Annotated in this window: 13 protein-coding genes and 1 tRNA gene; 8 read left to right on the top strand and 6 right to left on the bottom strand. The window is 64.0% G+C overall.

All coding sequences use genetic code 11. The features are described 5' to 3' along the window. The first annotated feature begins 1 nt into the window (after nt 1). Nucleotides 2-78 (top strand) — tRNA-Met (locus EV283_RS17825). A gap of 183 nt (nt 79-261) precedes the next feature. Here the strand turns inward: EV283_RS17825 and EV283_RS17820 are convergent. After that, nucleotides 262-2,634: a TonB-dependent receptor gene (locus EV283_RS17820; protein WP_130327698.1), complete on the bottom strand. Its 2,373-nt coding sequence runs from the start codon at nt 2,632-2,634 to the stop codon at nt 262-264. Nucleotides 2,635-2,712: 78 nt separating this feature from the next. Beyond that, complete coding sequence (locus EV283_RS17815; RefSeq protein WP_130327696.1) at nt 2,713-3,123, bottom strand: hypothetical protein; 411 nt, start codon at nt 3,121-3,123, stop codon at nt 2,713-2,715. Between the two features lie 313 nt (nt 3,124-3,436). On the opposite strand from EV283_RS17815, the gene EV283_RS17810 reads away from it, so the two are divergent. The 6 genes from EV283_RS17810 to EV283_RS17785 all read left to right on the top strand — a co-directional run bounded on the left by EV283_RS17810 (nt 3,437) and on the right by EV283_RS17785 (nt 10,120). After that, a complete protein-coding gene (locus EV283_RS17810) occupies nt 3,437-5,467 on the top strand; it encodes a TonB-dependent siderophore receptor (RefSeq protein ID WP_242616059.1) in 2,031 nt (676 codons plus the stop codon). Further along, nucleotides 5,468-6,667, top strand: coding sequence for a heparan-alpha-glucosaminide N-acetyltransferase domain-containing protein (locus EV283_RS17805; protein ID WP_130327692.1), 1,200 nt, complete (start codon nt 5,468-5,470; stop codon nt 6,665-6,667). 179 nt (nt 6,668-6,846) lie between these two features. Continuing rightward, nucleotides 6,847-7,932, top strand: coding sequence for a catalase family protein (locus tag EV283_RS17800; RefSeq protein WP_130327690.1), 1,086 nt, complete (start codon nt 6,847-6,849; stop codon nt 7,930-7,932). A 37-nt stretch (nt 7,933-7,969) separates the two neighbouring features. Further along, complete coding sequence (locus tag EV283_RS17795; RefSeq protein ID WP_130327687.1) at nt 7,970-8,539, top strand: type 1 glutamine amidotransferase domain-containing protein; 570 nt, start codon at nt 7,970-7,972, stop codon at nt 8,537-8,539. After that, nucleotides 8,539-9,300 carry an SDR family oxidoreductase gene (locus EV283_RS17790; protein ID WP_130327750.1) on the top strand — a complete coding sequence of 254 codons (762 nt, stop codon included), beginning with the start codon at nt 8,539-8,541 and terminating at the stop codon, nt 9,298-9,300. Before EV283_RS17795 ends, EV283_RS17790 begins: the two co-directional genes overlap by 1 nt. 97 nt (nt 9,301-9,397) lie before the next feature. Further along, nucleotides 9,398-10,120: an SDR family oxidoreductase gene (locus EV283_RS17785; protein WP_130327685.1), complete on the top strand. Its 723-nt coding sequence runs from the start codon at nt 9,398-9,400 to the stop codon at nt 10,118-10,120. 99 nt (nt 10,121-10,219) lie between these two features. On the opposite strand, the gene EV283_RS17780 is transcribed toward EV283_RS17785, so the two are convergent. Continuing rightward, nucleotides 10,220-11,065, bottom strand: a complete 846-nt coding sequence (locus tag EV283_RS17780) for a helix-turn-helix transcriptional regulator (RefSeq protein ID WP_130327683.1) — start codon at nt 11,063-11,065, stop codon at nt 10,220-10,222. A gap of 95 nt (nt 11,066-11,160) precedes the next feature. Between EV283_RS17780 and EV283_RS17775 the strand changes: the two genes are divergently transcribed. Beyond that, complete coding sequence (locus tag EV283_RS17775; RefSeq protein WP_130327681.1) at nt 11,161-12,051, top strand: SDR family oxidoreductase; 891 nt, start codon at nt 11,161-11,163, stop codon at nt 12,049-12,051. 51 nt (nt 12,052-12,102) lie between these two features. Here EV283_RS17775 and EV283_RS17770 read toward each other — a convergent pair whose 3' ends face one another. From EV283_RS17770 to EV283_RS17760, 3 genes are all read right to left on the bottom strand, one after another. After that, nucleotides 12,103-13,245 (bottom strand): MFS transporter, encoded by a 1,143-nt coding sequence (locus EV283_RS17770; RefSeq protein ID WP_130327679.1) that lies wholly within the window; start codon nt 13,243-13,245, stop codon nt 12,103-12,105. A 75-nt stretch (nt 13,246-13,320) separates the two neighbouring features. Beyond that, nucleotides 13,321-14,475 (bottom strand): spherulation-specific family 4 protein, encoded by a 1,155-nt coding sequence (locus tag EV283_RS17765; RefSeq protein ID WP_130327677.1) that lies wholly within the window; start codon nt 14,473-14,475, stop codon nt 13,321-13,323. A 99-nt stretch (nt 14,476-14,574) separates the two neighbouring features. Continuing rightward, entirely contained in the window at nt 14,575-15,366 is a 792-nt protein-coding gene (locus tag EV283_RS17760) for a DeoR/GlpR family DNA-binding transcription regulator (protein ID WP_130327675.1), read from the bottom strand. Between the last annotated feature and the right edge of the window lie 159 nt (nt 15,367-15,525).

Raw genomic sequence — 15,525 nt, 5'->3', positions numbered from 1 at the left:
TCGCGGGGTGGAGCAGCCCGGTAGCTCGTCAGGCTCATAACCTGAAGGTCACAGGTTCAAATCCTGTCCCCGCAACCAACCAAGCCCGCAAAGTCGATAAGACTATGCGGGCTTTGTTGTGTCTGCGGTCAGCGCATTTCGACCGGCCTGTACGCGTACGCTTATGGCCCAATGGGTCGTACTTCTGGGCTACGGTCCTCACGTCGGACACCCTACGCATCGTAAGAAGCCGCCTCGTAAACGACGCGATCATGATTGCCGTCACAATGCCTTGGTCAGACGTATCCCGACCGTCCGCGGCGGGCCAACAAGATAGGAAAAGTAGCTGGTCGCCGTCGTGTTGCCGGGCGAGGTCGTGAATTCCTGCCCGAAGACCGGGACGGCGTCGAACAGGTTGGTGACGAACAGGTCGATCCCCAAGCCGCCACGCATCGTCGCCCCGGCGGAGGCGTCTACCAGCGTATAGGCCGGGCGCGGCAGCACCTCACCTTCGCCGAACCCACTGTTCGACGCGCCGACGTGACGTGCTGCGACAAACACGCTGCCGGTCAGGTCATCCGTGAGCTTGGCTTCGTAGTTGCCGCGCACATTCCATAGCCAGCGTGGCACGTCGAGAACGCGAGACCCTGCGGGCAGGAAGAGGTTGGGGACGTCGTTCCGGTAGGTTGCATCGGTGAAAGACCCCCCCGCGTGAAGATCGAGTCCGTGGATTGGCGACACGGTGAGCTCGAGCTCACCGCCCCGGCTACGGACTCGGCCGGCGTTGACGGTGAAGGAGACGGTCGTTGCGTTATTGATCCCGCACGCGGTCTGGAATGCCTGCTGATACTGCTTCCAATCAATGGCATAGGCCGCGCCGTTGACCCGCACACGGCCGCCCCAAAGGCTGGTCTTGGCGCCGATCTCGTAATTGTCGGTACGATCGCTGTCATAGGACGGCGGTATGTCGGGAATGCCCGCTGCGCGCCGTTCCGCGACCGAGCAGATATCATCGGTCACGGGCGCATTGACGCCCCCGGTGCGGAACCCCTGCGAGTAGCTGGCGTAGAGCGTCGCCGCACGGCTTGGCGCATAGCTCAGCGTGACGCGCGGTGTGACGCCGTTCTCGCGATTGCGCTCGTCATAGTCATAGGCAAGATCGCCGCCTGCGACGCCACCGATGCCATAGCGTCGGCTCGCTTCACGCTGGCGATAGGCAAACAGGCGTGCGCCGGCCGCGACCTGCACCTTCGGTACGACGGCATAGGTCAGTTCGCCGAACGCCGCGATCTCGCTCTCGCGGAAGCGCACCGTCGTGTCCTGGATGACGGCCGGATTGCCGGCACCAAGCGGCAGCGGCGCGGCGACGCCGAACAGGTTTGCGACGGTAATCGTGCGCCCGGAGTCCTGATGAAGGTCGCGGTAAAGCGCGCCGAGCACATAGTGGAGCCGCCCCGGGCCATCGGACACCGCACGCACCTCCTGCGTGACCTGTTTCGTGCGGCCGAAATCTTCGAGCGGGGTTGGGAACAGCTTGCCGCCGGGATCTGGCCCGACGATGTCTTCGACGATCGGGGAGTCGAACGCGGTGACGTCAAACGACAGCCGGTTGCGCCGGTCGAGCCAGGACGAATTGGACGACAGCGTGAAGCCACCGATCGCGTCGAACCGGTTTTCGATCAGGAGCGATCCGATGACGAACGCGTCCTTGGCGAACGTGTCCTCATACCGCGCCATCAGACGCGCACGCTTGCCGAAGGTCACGTCACTATGCGGGCGGTCCGCGTTACTATGCGTGTCCTGCCAGACGAGGGAGGGAGTGATCGTCAGCGTTGCTGTGGTATTCCAGCGCAGCGCGACGCGAACCGTGTCCGTACGCGTCCAGTTGACGTCCTTGCGGACCGCCGACGTTCCTGCGTTCTCGGTGAGGTCGCCGGTGGTTGGCCGCAGGTCGTCGATCCAGCCGCCCTGCTTGCCGATCCCGCCAGAGACACGCAGCGCCAGCGTGTCGCGGACAATCGGCAAATTCAGCATCGCCTTCGCATCCCAGCTCGTGCCGCCATCGGTGATCGTCGAAACGCTCGCCTGACCCAGTGCGGCGGTCCTGGTGGCATCGGGCTGGTTAGTCACGATGCGGACCAGGCCGCCCATCGACGACGACCCGAACAACATGCCTTGTGGTCCGCGCAGCACTTCGACGCGGGCGACGTCGAACAGCTGCGGATCGGGCTGCGAAAAGCCGCGGAGCGCGCGCGTCTGAAGGGGGGTCTCGTCGAGATAGACGCCCGTGGTGGGCGACTGGACGAAGCCCACCCCGCCAATCCCGCGTATGATGTACTGTGCGTTGCCCGGGCCGGTGGTTGCAAAGGCCAGACCCGGCACGGAGTCCGCGACGCGGGAAAAGTCCTGCGCGTTGAGGCGGCGAAGCAGGTCGGCGGACAGGATGGAGACGCTTGCGGGGACGTCCTGGAGCGCTTGCGGGCGTTTCAGTGCGGTGACGATGATGTCGCCGGTTTCTGCGGGTCCAATGCCCTGCGCCTTGGTGGCCGTTGTGTCGCGGTTCGGGGCGGGTGTCGCGTCATCCTGAGCGGATGCCGGTACGGCGAACAGAAGGCAGGGCAGGCACGCCCCCGCCAACGTGTAGGATCGGATCATGGATAGGCCTTTGACCGGCCGCGCGAAAGCACGTGGCCGTGGACGTGGTTGCTCCCGAGGAAGCACGCGATCAGTCGGTCAAAGGGGGGGGGGTGGACCCCGAAGCGGAGGACGCAGATTGCTGCGGCGCGTGATCGCCGGCAGCACGGCTGGTGACAGTCCGACCGCCATCACGAAGGCGATCAGGGTGACGAGCAGAATGGGATTGATCGCACCGAGCGATGCTGTCGACAGGCCTGCAAAGGCGCACGGCATTTCCGTCTTGCCGTGATTCTTTGGCGTGCCGTGATCGGACATTGCGCCGTGCATCCCTGGCATGGCCGTCGTCATGGCTTGAGGGGCGACGCCGGAACAGAGGGTAATCGTGGCCCGGTTGTGCTCGCTGCCGATCATATACCCGGCCGGTACCACCAGCTTGAGCAACAGTGCTGCCGCGCACACGAGCATGGCGAAGTAGCGCTGCGCTAGGAGGCGGCGAATGGCGAGCATCAGGCGCCGGTAGCGCAGCTGGACAGTCCTGTCATTGCCAGGTCGGTCGGGATTGGATGTCGAGAATGTCTTGGTTTGATAGGAGCGCGGACGGTCCGCTTGCCGGAGGGCAAGTGGGACCAGTCGACCATGGTTGATGGCGATCGCGCTTCAGCCTGACTGGTTGCACCAGATACACCATATTGTTAGGAGACATGATATCATTACACGGAACTGAGGAAGTGTGTTGCTGAGATCGACGCTGCGGAATGTGACGAGATCGTCGCCGGAAAAGGCTCCGCTTCGGATCACGACGATGCTTGGCGCTATCGGAATGCTGGCAGGATCCCCGGCGGTTGCGCAGGACGCCGAGGAGCCGGCGAGACGGGACGATATCGTCGTTCTGGGGACGCGAACGTCGCGAGACGCCACGCTGTCCTCCGATCGCGCGACCGAACTGATGTCGCAGTCGAGCCGCTCGCTCGAGCAGGATATCCTGCGTGCGGCGGGCACGTACCGATTGGGCGATGCGCTGGAATTGGTGAGCGGCAGCAGCCAGCAGAATAATCGCGGCGGCTTTGCCGACAATTTCGCGATCCGCGGCTTCCTGAGCACCGCCGATGGCGGCGGCGAATATTATACCGATGGCTTTATCGCCAATCGCGGCAGCGCGCCTGCGCGCGACCCCGCCACCATCGAGCGCATCGAGATACTCAAAGGCCCTGCCGGCGCGGTGTTTGGCGATATCGATCCCGCCGGGCGGGTCAACATGGTCAGCAAGACACCCCGTTTCGCGCCGCAGGCGTCGGCGTCGATACAATTCGGTTCGTTCGACACCCATCGTATCGAACTCGATGCGACGGGCCCGCTGACCGAGACGCTCGCCGCACGGATCGTGGTCGCCACCGAAGACAGCGACGGCTACCGCGATTTCGTGACGTTGAAGCGGCGCGTCGTTTCGCCGTCGTTGACCTTCCGCCCGAAGGACGGCGTGCAGCTGACGTATCTTGCCCAGCATATCGCCTATGACTCGCCGTTCGACCGTGGTGTGGCGGCGATCGATGGCGATCCGCTCGCGCTCCCTGCGTCGAGGTTCCTCGGTGAACCCTCGAACGGGCCTACCCGCGCGCGCGATACCCGGCACCAGTTGACCGGCGAGGCGAAGCTTGGCGGGAGTTGGTCGCTTGTCGGTGGTCTCGCCTATCGCACCGGGTCGCTTCGTGGTTTCTCAGCGGATCAGTCGCGGCTCGTAGACGGGCAGACCCTGTGGCGACAGCGCCGCGAACGCGGCTATGAGGTTGAAGACCTCTCGGCGCGTCTCGAACTGCGCGGCGACGTGAAGGCGCTCGGGCTTCATCATCCGAGCATCGGCATCAAGGGGTACACGCTCGATTATCTCGAACTCCTGAACCGGAGAAACCCGACCGCGGCCAACGCTTACGCCATAGACATAGTCAACCCGGTCTACGGCGTCGCCCAGCCATTGCCGCTGCTGCCCAGTATCGATCAGCGCGAAACGCGGCGCGTGCTGTCCCTGTACGCGCAGGATGCGTGGGAGGTGGCCGATCGGCTGAGCCTTGTCGGGGGCATTCGGTTCGACACCTACTGCCAGCAGCTCGCCCGCAACCTCGTCAAGGCGACGACCGTGTCCAAGGGACGCCCCGTCAACTTTCGGTTGGGCGCACGCTATGCCGTCACCGATGCCATCTCGGTCCACGCCAATTGGGGCGAGTCCTTCCAGCTCAACTCGGGCAGCGGTGCCGGCGGTGTCGCTTTTGCACCCGAGCAAGGCCATGGCTACGAAGTTGGCGCGGCGGGGCGCTGGCGCGGCGTGGACGTCGGCATCACCTGGTTCGATATCAGGAAGAGCAACGTGCTCACCACGGATCCGACCGACGCCAATTTTCTGGCACCGGTGGGTTCACTGACCAGCCGGGGTATCGAATTCGATGCATCGCTGCGCCTGGCCGACCGCTGGCAGGCGGTGGTGAACTATGCCTGGACTCGCGCGCGCAACGACGATCGATCCTTCGCGACGCCTCTGGCGCTGAACGTCCCCGATCATTCGGGTACGGCCTTCATCGTCTACCGCTTCGATCCTGGGAGCGGCCGCGACTGGTCGATTAGCGGCGGTGTCGCCTATGTCGGCAAGCGGTCCGGTGCGACCGATGCCAGCGGGCTTGTCCTCCCGGACTATGTGAAGGTGAAGGCAGCTGCCGAGATCCCCCTCACGACGGCGCTCACGGTCCGCGCCGAAGTCGATAATCTGTTCGACGAGCGTTACGTGCAAAGCTCGTATAATTCCTTCTGGATCTATCCCGGCGCGCCACGGACCGTGCGCGCCTCGCTGCGGGCGCAATTCTAGATGACCACGATACCGAACGGGCAGTACGCTGTCCCCCATACCCCCGGTGACAGGGCGCACGTCGCTCGGGCGCGCCTGGGAAGTATCGACGCGGTGCGAGGGGTCGTCATGATCCTGATGCTGCTCGATCATTTGCGCGAGACCTGGCTCGTCCTGGTGCCAATGCCCGATCCGGTGGATGCATCCACCGTTCTCCCGGCGCTTGCCATCGCACGCTTCGCAGCCAGCTTCTGCGCGCCGATCTTCGTCGCGCTGACGGGATTGTCCGCCTATCTCTTCAGCGTCAGCCATAGCCGTGGCGAAACGACCGCCTTCCTGGTGAAACGCGGGCTGCTGCTGATGGCGATCGACCTGCTCTACCTCTCACCACTTTACTGGGGCGTGGTGCCGCAGCCGACCTTCTGGCTTCAGGTGATCTGGTGCCTCGGCTTGTGCATGATCCTTCTGGCCGGGCTGATCCGACTCCCCCGATCCGCCCGCATTGCCCTGGGATTGGTGCTGGTTTGCGGGCACAATCTCCTCGATCCCATTCAATTGCATCAGGGCGACACGCTGTTTCCGATCTGGGCGCTGCTGCATCAGCGGGACGTGATCGCTTTGCCATTCGGCTTTATCGCAAAGACGACATATCCGATCGTCCCATGGGTGGGCGTCATGCTACTGGGGAACGCAATCGGGCCTTGGTTCGCCCGCGCGGTCGAACCCTCGCAGCGCATCGTACGCCTGACTCGTCTCGGCGCTTTGATGATCGCCGCCTTCATCGCGCTGCGCACCCTCAACGTCTACGGCGACGTGCCTTGGCATGCCGTCGAGAACAGCGTCCTGCGGACCGCCATTGGCTTCCTGTCGATGACGAAATATCCACCGTCGCTGCTGTTCCTGCTGCCGACCTTGGGCGCAGGAGCGCTGATGCTGGCGCTCTTCGAGCGATCGGGAAATTCACGGCTGATATCGGCTTTGGCCGTTTTTGGCGGCGCTCCGATGTTCTTCTATCTGTTCCATCTGACCGTCCTGCGCCTTCTCTACCACACGGCATTGGCCTGGTGGGGACCGACCGACGGCGGTGTCTTCATGGTCGACAGCTACGGCTGGGTGCTCGCGTGGTACGCTGGCTTGATCATACCGCTCTATCTGCCGACCGCGTGGTTTTCGAGATTGAAGCAACGTCGGCGTGATATCGCGTGGCTGCGCTTTTTCTGAACGCCTCGGCTTGTCGGCTTAAGAGGGGGCCCGTTTGAGCCGGCGCGCCTAGCTGAATGTCCGCCCGATGCACGAGCCGCGGTCGCTTCCCGCGCTCGATGGATCGGGTCTGCACGGAACCGTACCGAAACATCGCGGGGCAGTTGGGTGTTAACCTCCTGATCCAACAGGAGCTTCCCGTGGCCTATCTTCCTTATCGCGACGACATCGAAACGCCCGAGCCCGGGGAGCAGGAGAGTATCGACGGCATCATCAAGGGGATGACGCAGGAGAGCCAGACCGTCGAGAAGCGTGATGGCCATGCGGTGCGCGCCAGCCATGCCAAGAGTACGGCCTGCGTCATCGGCACGATGGTCGTTGCTGCCGATCTGCCGCCGGAACTGGCGCAGGGGCTGTTTGCCAATCCGGGGACGTTCGACGTCGCGGTCCGCTTTGCGCAGGGGCCGGGCGAGAAGCTTGGCGATCGGGTCTCGACGCACCGTGGCATGGCGATCAAGGTCTTTGGGGTCGATGGCGCCAAGCTGTCCGGTCACGACGCGCCGACGCAGGACTTCGTGTTCGCGAGCGGCACGACGTTCCCGGCCGGTACCGCCGCGGGATTCCTCGCGCAGGCGAAGAAGATCGGAATGACCGTGCCGATGCCCGAAGGCGTGAAGAGCGCGGCCGCGTCGATCGCGCGTAACATTAACAAGGCGCTCAACGCTGTCGGTGTCGAACCGAGCCCGACGCTGGACTTTTACGGCCATCCGTTCAGCCACCCGCTCGTCGAGACCTATTTCAGCCAATGCCCGATCCGATACGGCGATCATGTCGCAAAACTCGGTGCGTTCCCGGTGGCCGCCGAACAGCGCGCGCTGAGCGAGTGGCAGCTCGATCCGCACCAGGATGAGGATGGCTTTCGTCATGCGGCGATCGAGTATTTCGATGACCATGACGCGGTGTTCGAACTCCGCGCGCAGTTATGGGCCGATGCCGAAACGCAGCCGATCGAGGATACGTCGGTCGACTGGCCGACGCGGGTCAGCGAATACCGCACGATCGCGACGATCCGTCTACCGCGGCAGGCGGCCTATGGTTCGGATCGCGTGCGTTATTTCGACGAGGTCATGACGTTCCGGCCGGCACACGCGCTGGAGGCGCATCGTCCGCTCGGCGGCGTGATGCGCGCGCGCATGCAGGTGTACCGCGCACTCAGCGATTTCCGACACCGCGAGAACGGCATCGCTGCCGCCAACACCGCCGCCATCACCGATATCCCGGCCTGACGCCGCCCCACCAATTCCGATTGTCGAAAGGACTCACATGACGCTTCAAGGCAAGAAAATCGCGATCCTGATCGCACCCCGCGGCACCGAGGAACCCGAGTTCGCACAGCCAAAGGCGGCGGTCGAGCAGGCTGGCGGGGACGTGACGGTCATCAGCCTCGAAACGGGCGACGCGGAGACGTTCAACAACGATCTCGATCCAGGCAAGACGTTCTCGGTCGACAAGGCGATCGGCGACGTGTCGGCCGCCGAGTTTGACGGCCTGATCATTCCGGGCGGGTGCGTCGGTGCCGACACGCTGCGGTCGTCGGACAAGGTCGTGGCGTTCGTCCGCGACTTCTTCGCCGCCGCTAAGCCCGTCGCCGCGATCTGCCATGCGCCATGGACGTTGATCGAGGCCGACCAGGTGCGTGGCCGTACGCTCACCTCGTTCCCGACGCTGGCCACCGACATTCGCAACGCGGGCGGGACGTGGGTGGATCGGGAAGTGGTCGTCGACCAGGGCCTCGTCACCAGCCGTACCCCCGATGATCTGCCGGCGTTCTGCGCAAAGCTCGTCGAGGCGTTCGGCGAGGGCAAGCATGTCATGCAGGCGGAGAACGCATGATGGCGCGGTTCTCCGACAAGGTCGTCGTGATCACCGGTGCCGCCTCGGGCATCGGTGAAGGTGCCGCGCGCCGCTTTGCAGAGGAAGGCGCGACGCTGGTGCTGGGCGACATCGACAAGGGCGCGCTCGACAAGCTGGCGGGTGAATTGGGCGGCACCGTCGAGACGCGAGAGACCGACGTCACCGACCGTGCGGCCTGCGAAGCGCTGGTCGAGGCGGCGATCGACCGGTTCGGTCGGATCGACGTGCTCGTCAACGACGCCGGCGTCGACCATCTGGGCAAGGTGGACGAGGGCGACTTCTCCGAATTCACCAAGGTGATCGAGACGGACCTGTACGGCGTCGTCCACATGAGCCGCGCGGCGATCGCGCATCTCCGCGCGTCGAAGGGCTGTATCATCAACGTGTCGTCGGTGTCGGGGCTGGGCGGCGACTGGAACCACAGTTTCTACTGCGCAGCCAAGGGTGCGGTGAGCAATTTCACCCGGGCGCTGGCGATGGACGAGGCGAAGAACGGCGTACGCGTCAACGCGGTCAATCCGTCGCTGACCTATACCGCGTTGACCGCCGGGATGAAGGAACAGCCCGACCTGATCGCCAAGTTCGAGGAGCGTATCCCGATCGGGCGTGGTGCCGAGCCCGCCGACATCGCCGGCGCGATCGCGTTCTTGGCCAGCGACGACGCGCGCTTCGTGACGGGCGTCAACCTGCCCGTCGATGGCGGGCTGACCGCGTCCAACGGCCAGCCGCCGCTATCCTGACATAACGGGAGCGCGTGAATGCGCTCTCGGTCTTTTTTTGGAGTCCATTCGGCAATGACCAACCCTGTTATCCTCCGCCAGCAGATCGGCGCTGTCGATGTCTGACACGTCGAACGTCGGACCCAAGGTCGCTATCATCACCGGTGCGTCGCAAGGCTTGGGTGAGGGGATTGCCAAAGCGTATCATGCGCGCGGCTGGAGCGTCGTCGGCGTATCGCGATCGATCGCGGCGTCGCAATCGGACGACTGGATCACCGTCGCTGGCGACGTCGCCGATCCCGAAACCGCGAAGCGCGCCGTCATGGCCGCGCGCGACCGGTTCGGGCGTGTCGATACGCTTGTGAACAATGCCGGCATATTCATTGGCGAGCACTTCACCGATTACACGGCCGAGCAGTACCACCAGATCACGCAGACCAATCTCGATGGCTTCTTCCACATGACCCAGGCGGCACTGCCGCTGATGGTCGAGCAGGGCAGCGGTCATATCGTACAGATCGTCACCACGCTCGCCGAGCATGCCAATGCCGAATTCCCCTCTGTGCTGGCTTCGATGACGAAGGGTGGGCTCGCCGCGGCGACACGCAGCCTGGCGATCGAATATGCCGCCCGCGGCGTACGCGCCAACGCGGTGTCGCCCGGCATCACCGAAACGCCGATGCATCCCCCCGAGACGCGCGCCGGCCTTGCACGGTTTCATCCGCTCGGGCGGATGGGCACGGTCGCGGACGTCGTCGGCGCGGTGCTGTATCTCGAGGACGCCACGTTCGTGACCGGCGAGATACTCCATGTCGACGGCGGGCAGGTCGCCGGACACTGAAGGGCAGCATACGCCTCACGTGTGACCCGACGTCTTGTACACGCCAGCCGTATCAGGTCGGCCAATACCGACTTCAGTACGAGACAAGCTAGACCGACGTCAGACCGCTAGCTGCGCGGCTGGTTTTGGAAAGTTCATCGCGCGGATACGGTCGGCGACGTCGGGGTCGACTGGATTGTAGACAATCATCCCTAGGTCGGGACGACCATCCACGGCAAAGCCCGAATATTCGAGCTCGATCGCGCCCAGCACAGGGTGGCGCAGCCGTTTGGTGCCCTCGCCGTGGAAACGAACGTCATTGTCCGCCCATAGAGCCGCGAATTCGGGACTGGTCGAACACAGCTCGGTGACGAGCTGGCCGACCTCGGACACAGCACCCGCGCGAACCGCGTCGGCCCGGAACGCGCCGACCACGAAGCGGGCGGTGCTCTCCCAATCCTCCTGCGCGCCGCGCACCCGGTCGTTGGCAAAGACGAGCCGCAGGATGTTCCGCTCCTCGCGGCGTAGCGCGCCGTAATCGGTGAGGACGAGCGCGGCTGCGGGGTTCCAGGCGACGACGTCCCACGTTGCGGTCTTGATGATCGCGGGGCTGGCGAGCATGCCGTCGAGCAGGCGCTGGAGTCGCGGCGTCACGCCGTCCGCAGACTTGTAGCGCACCTCCGGCGGACGCCCGAGCGCGAGCATGAACAGATGCTCGCGCTCGGCCTCGGTCAGCATCAGGCCGCCCGCGATGCGGTTCAGCACATCCGGCGATGGAGCGCCGCCGCGCCCCTGTTCGAGCCAGGTGTACCAGGTCGGACTGATGTTGGCGCGTTGCGCGACTTCCTCCCGGCGCAGTCCCGGCGTGCGCCGGCGCTGGGTCGGGAAGCCGAACGCGCCCGGATCGAGCCGGGTGCGGCGATCGCGGAGATACAGGCCGAGGGGGTTGTCGAGGTTCGTCGTCATCCTCAGCCTGTTAGCAATTATACTAGGAAGAGGTCACGACTGTTCCCGGATACCGAATGCGCCGATCCGGCATCGATCATCAAGGGAGAATGTCGATGCGCGTATTTCTGACAGGAGCGACCGGCTTTATCGGCTCGCATATCGTCCCCGAATTGCTGGCGGCTGGTCACCATGTGGTGGGCCTGACCCGTTCGGATGCCGGTGCTGCGGCGCTGATCGCGGCGGGGGCCGAGCCGTATCGTGGCGACATGGAGGATCCCGAAAGCCTGACGCGCGGGGCTGCGTCGTGCGACGGCGTGATCCATACGGCCTTCGATCATGATTTCGCGATCTTCGTCGCCAATTGCCAGAAGGATGCGCGTGCGATCGCGGCGCTGGGTAGCGGACTGGCGGGGACGGCCAAGCCGTTGGTCATCACGTCGAGCACCGCCATGGGATCGGCAACGCCCGGTGATCCGGCGTCGGAGGACGTCTTCGCAGACCATAGTCCCAACCCGCGGGTTGCGTCCGAACTGGCGGGACAGGCGCTGCTCGATCGCGGCATCCACGCCATCGTGCTCCGAAACTCGCAGATTCACGACACGCGCAAACAGGGACTTGTCAGCGAGGTGATCGCGCTTGCCCGGGAGAAGGGCGTCTCGGCCTATGTCGGCGAGGGTAGGAACTGCTGGTCGGCCGCGCATGTTTCCGACACCGCCCGGCTATACCGGCTGGCGCTGGAGCGGAACGACGCCGGTGCGCGCTACCACGGCACCGCGGAAGCAGCGATCGGCTTCCGCGAGATCGCCGAGATGATCGGCGAGACCTTCGGCCTGCCCACGACATCGCTGAGCGCGGACGAAGCCGGTGCACATTTCGGCTGGCTCACCGCCTTCGTGTCGAAGGACATGTCGGCGTCCAGCACGCTGACGCGCGAGCGGCTGGGCTGGAACCCCGATGGGCCGACTCTCCATGCCGACATCCGAGCGATGACGGCCAGAGCGTAAGTCCAGGGGCGGCGAGGGGGCGGTCATCCCAGGATCCGATATCGGGAAGGATCATGATGTCCGCCCGCTGGCGGTGGCGGCCTTCGCGCAGAGCGGCACGAGGCACAGGAGCGCGGTGAGCAGCCAGAAGGCGGCGGCAAGGCCGATTCCCTGCGCGACAAAGCCGATGACGGCGGGACCGGCGAGGATACCGGCGTAGCCGATCGTCGTGACCGCGGCGATCGCGAGACCCGCCGGCATGACGGTCTGCTTGCCGGCCTGGCGGAACAGGATCGGGACGACGTTCGACGCGCCGAGACCGATCAGCAGGATCCCGAACAGCGCGACCAATGCGACCGGCGCGAGCAGCATGACGCCATAGCCGACAAGCGAGAGCAGCCCGCCCCACAGCATCGTCCGCCGATCCCCGAGCCTGCCGACGATCGCATCGCCGGTCAGGCGCCCGGCAGTCATCGCCACCGCGAAGACGCTATAACCGATCCCCGCCTGCGCGACCGGCAGCAGGCCCTTGCCGCTCAGCAATAACGCCCCCCAGTCGAGGATCGCGCCTTCGGTCAGGAAGGTGATCGCCGCGAGCGCCGCGAGCAGCACCACGATCCCGTGGGGGACGACGACCAGCGGGGTCTCCTCGGTCCTGGGAGTCGGGATCAGCCGAGGCGCGGCCAATGCGAGCGTCGCGATCATCAGGATCGAGGCCGTGACGACCCCGGCGACCGGACTGATCTTCATCGAAAGCACGGCGGTCAGCAACGCCGATCCGACGAAGCCGCCGACGCTGAAAAGCCCGTGAAACCCGGACATCAGCGGCGTGCCGGCCTGCTTCTCGACCTCGACAGCATGCACGTTCATGCCGACTTCGATCACGCCGAGGAAGGCGCCGAACAGCAGCAGCGCGACCGCCATGGTCGGCACCGTTGGGGCGAAGGCCAGGAAAGGCAGAAGGATCGCCTGCCCAATCCCGCCGACGAGGATCGCCGGTCGCGCGCCGAGCTTCGACGTCAGCGGCCCGGCAAGCTGCATCGCACCGACCGAGCCCAAGCCGAGACACAGTAGCAACAGCCCGAGCGATCCGTCGCCGATCGCCAGCCTTTCCTTGGCCAGCGGAACGAGCGGCGCCCAACAGGCAAGCCCGAAGCCCGACACGAGAAACGCCAGGCGCGTCGCGAGGCGCGCGCCGGAGGTTGGATTTTTCACAGGGTGTTTCCTCGGGTTAGGGCAGGCCGTGCGGGTCGGCGCGCCGTCACGCGGCAAATACCGCGTATCCAGGCGCTAAGGTTTGTCAGCGATATATTGTATTTCGGACGACAGATATTGCGGCAAACCGCCCCAGATATTGTCCTCTAGAACACGGTCTGTTGTGTAGACATGGGTGTAGCCATGGCTGAAGGCCTGATCGATGGCCAATGCCATATTTCCACTGTTGCCATGGATAAGCGCGGATACGCCCGGGGCGGTAGTGATTTGATTTAATCGATCCAGGCCATGCCACTGGTATTTATCTGTTTCGGTTAATATCCCGGCGTTCCAGCTCTGTACGCCCGTTACATAAGCATAATCAAAGTTTTGCTCGAACGACACCAGGACATCGACAAGATCGCCATATCTATACTGGTTCGAGTACATGTTGCCACCGGCATTGCCGACCAGCCGTAGCTGCGGATAGGTCGCATGGATCCACCGGGTCAGCTGGCTGTAATAGCCTCCGGCAGGGTCCACCTGAACTCCGTTGAACTGCCCCTGTGCGTTGATGAAGCCGGTATCGGTCGGCGCATTTTCTGCCCCGTTGGGATAATCGCGCGGATAGACCACCGTGCCGGCTTCCGGCTGCGCGATCTCATAGCGCGGGTAGAATTCATCGATCCAGAGTCCATCCAGATCGGGATAGCCATCGACCCAACGGGTGATGTCCGCCTTAACCGCATCGATATCCCGATATAAGCGCCCGGCAGGAATAGTGGCATCGGGCGATTGTAGCGTATGAATATAGCCCAAGATCCTGCCACCGTTGGCGCGGATCGGATCCCATACTGTTTTCGCCTTGGTCCAATCCTTTGCATTTGCGAACGGACCATTATCGCCGCTATTCACCACGACCCAATAGTCCTTGTGGGATTTCTGCGGACTCGCCTGCATGATTTGCGCGCCCTCCTTGAGGACATTCCATGCATAGGCATCATCCAGCGTGACATATGCGGGAATTATGATCCCCTTACCTACAGAGAAAGCAGGTGCCACCGCATCCTTTTGCTGAACGGCAGTCCGCGCATTGAAAGCATCAACACTGCCAACCATTGGGGTGATTGACGAGGTTGCCGCTCTGGTTGTTTCAGTCGATGTTTCGTCATCACCGCAGGAGCACAGCAAACCAAGCATGAGCAGGCTCATCAACGATGTTGGGATTGCGCCCGATGCAAGATTTTTCATTCAATACTCTTATTCAATAAGGCGATCTGTTCGTCCCCGAGCCCGGCGTCGAGGGCATCGCCGATCCGTGGGGCCTCTTCGGTCATGGCAATCATCGAGTCAGCACTGCCCGCGCAACGCTTGCCGATCGGCGCGCGTGAGGGTCGCGCCTGCCTCCGTCAGGTCGTGCACGCTGTCGGCATCGGCGTCGTGCTCGACCACGATATGCGTAAGGGCATCGACGGCGCACACGCGATGCGGCGCTCGTCGGCCGAGCTTGTCGCTCGTCGCGAGGGCGATTGTGCTGCGGCTACGGGCGGTCAGGGCGCGTTTGAAGGTGGCGTCGGCGGGGTCGTACGCACTGACGCCCCCCTCGACGGACAGCGGACACGCGCCGAGGACGCACAGGTCGATGTTGAGGCGCAGGATCGCCTCGGTCGCGGTTCCATCGACAGCGCCGCCGACCATCCGGTCGATGACGCCGCCGACCATCAGCAGGTCGATGTCGTCGCGCTGCTGGAGTGCAGCAGCGATCGTGATCGAACTCGTGGCGATCGTGAGATTGAGATACGGCGGCAGTTTCTCGACGAGGGCGAGGTTGGAACTGCCGTTATCCAGAAATACGAAGCTGCTTGGTTCTAGGAATTGGAGCGCCGCGTCTGCCAGCGCGTGTTTGCGCTGCACGTCCTCGCCGACGCGCTCCGTCATCGGGGTCGCGCCCTCGACGACGGGTAAAGCGCCGCCATAGACGCGGCGACACAGTCCTTCTGCGGCAAGGCTGCGCAGATCGCGCCGGATGGCGTCTTCGGAAAGGCCGAACTCTTCGGCCAGCGCGCCCGAACGAACCGGTTGCCCAGCAGAGAGTCGCGCAAGGATCGTGTCGCGCCGACTGGACGGGATATCATGTGGCATTTGCGGTTTGTAGCGTCATAACCGTGTGAGATCAAGAATTATGACGCCGAAACATGCAGAAACATGCATATTATGCAACTCATAACGGTGGATCAGACCGTCATCGAGTTCGACCGCCCCCGCCAGAGACCTAATGACGGACACCGAGGAATTATTGAC

Source organism: Sphingomonas sp. BK036 (genome assembly GCF_004216825.1).
Taxonomy (GTDB): domain Bacteria; phylum Pseudomonadota; class Alphaproteobacteria; order Sphingomonadales; family Sphingomonadaceae; genus Sphingomonas.
Note: the sequence above shows the minus strand (reverse complement) of the source record. Positions and strands in the feature narration are given on the sequence as shown.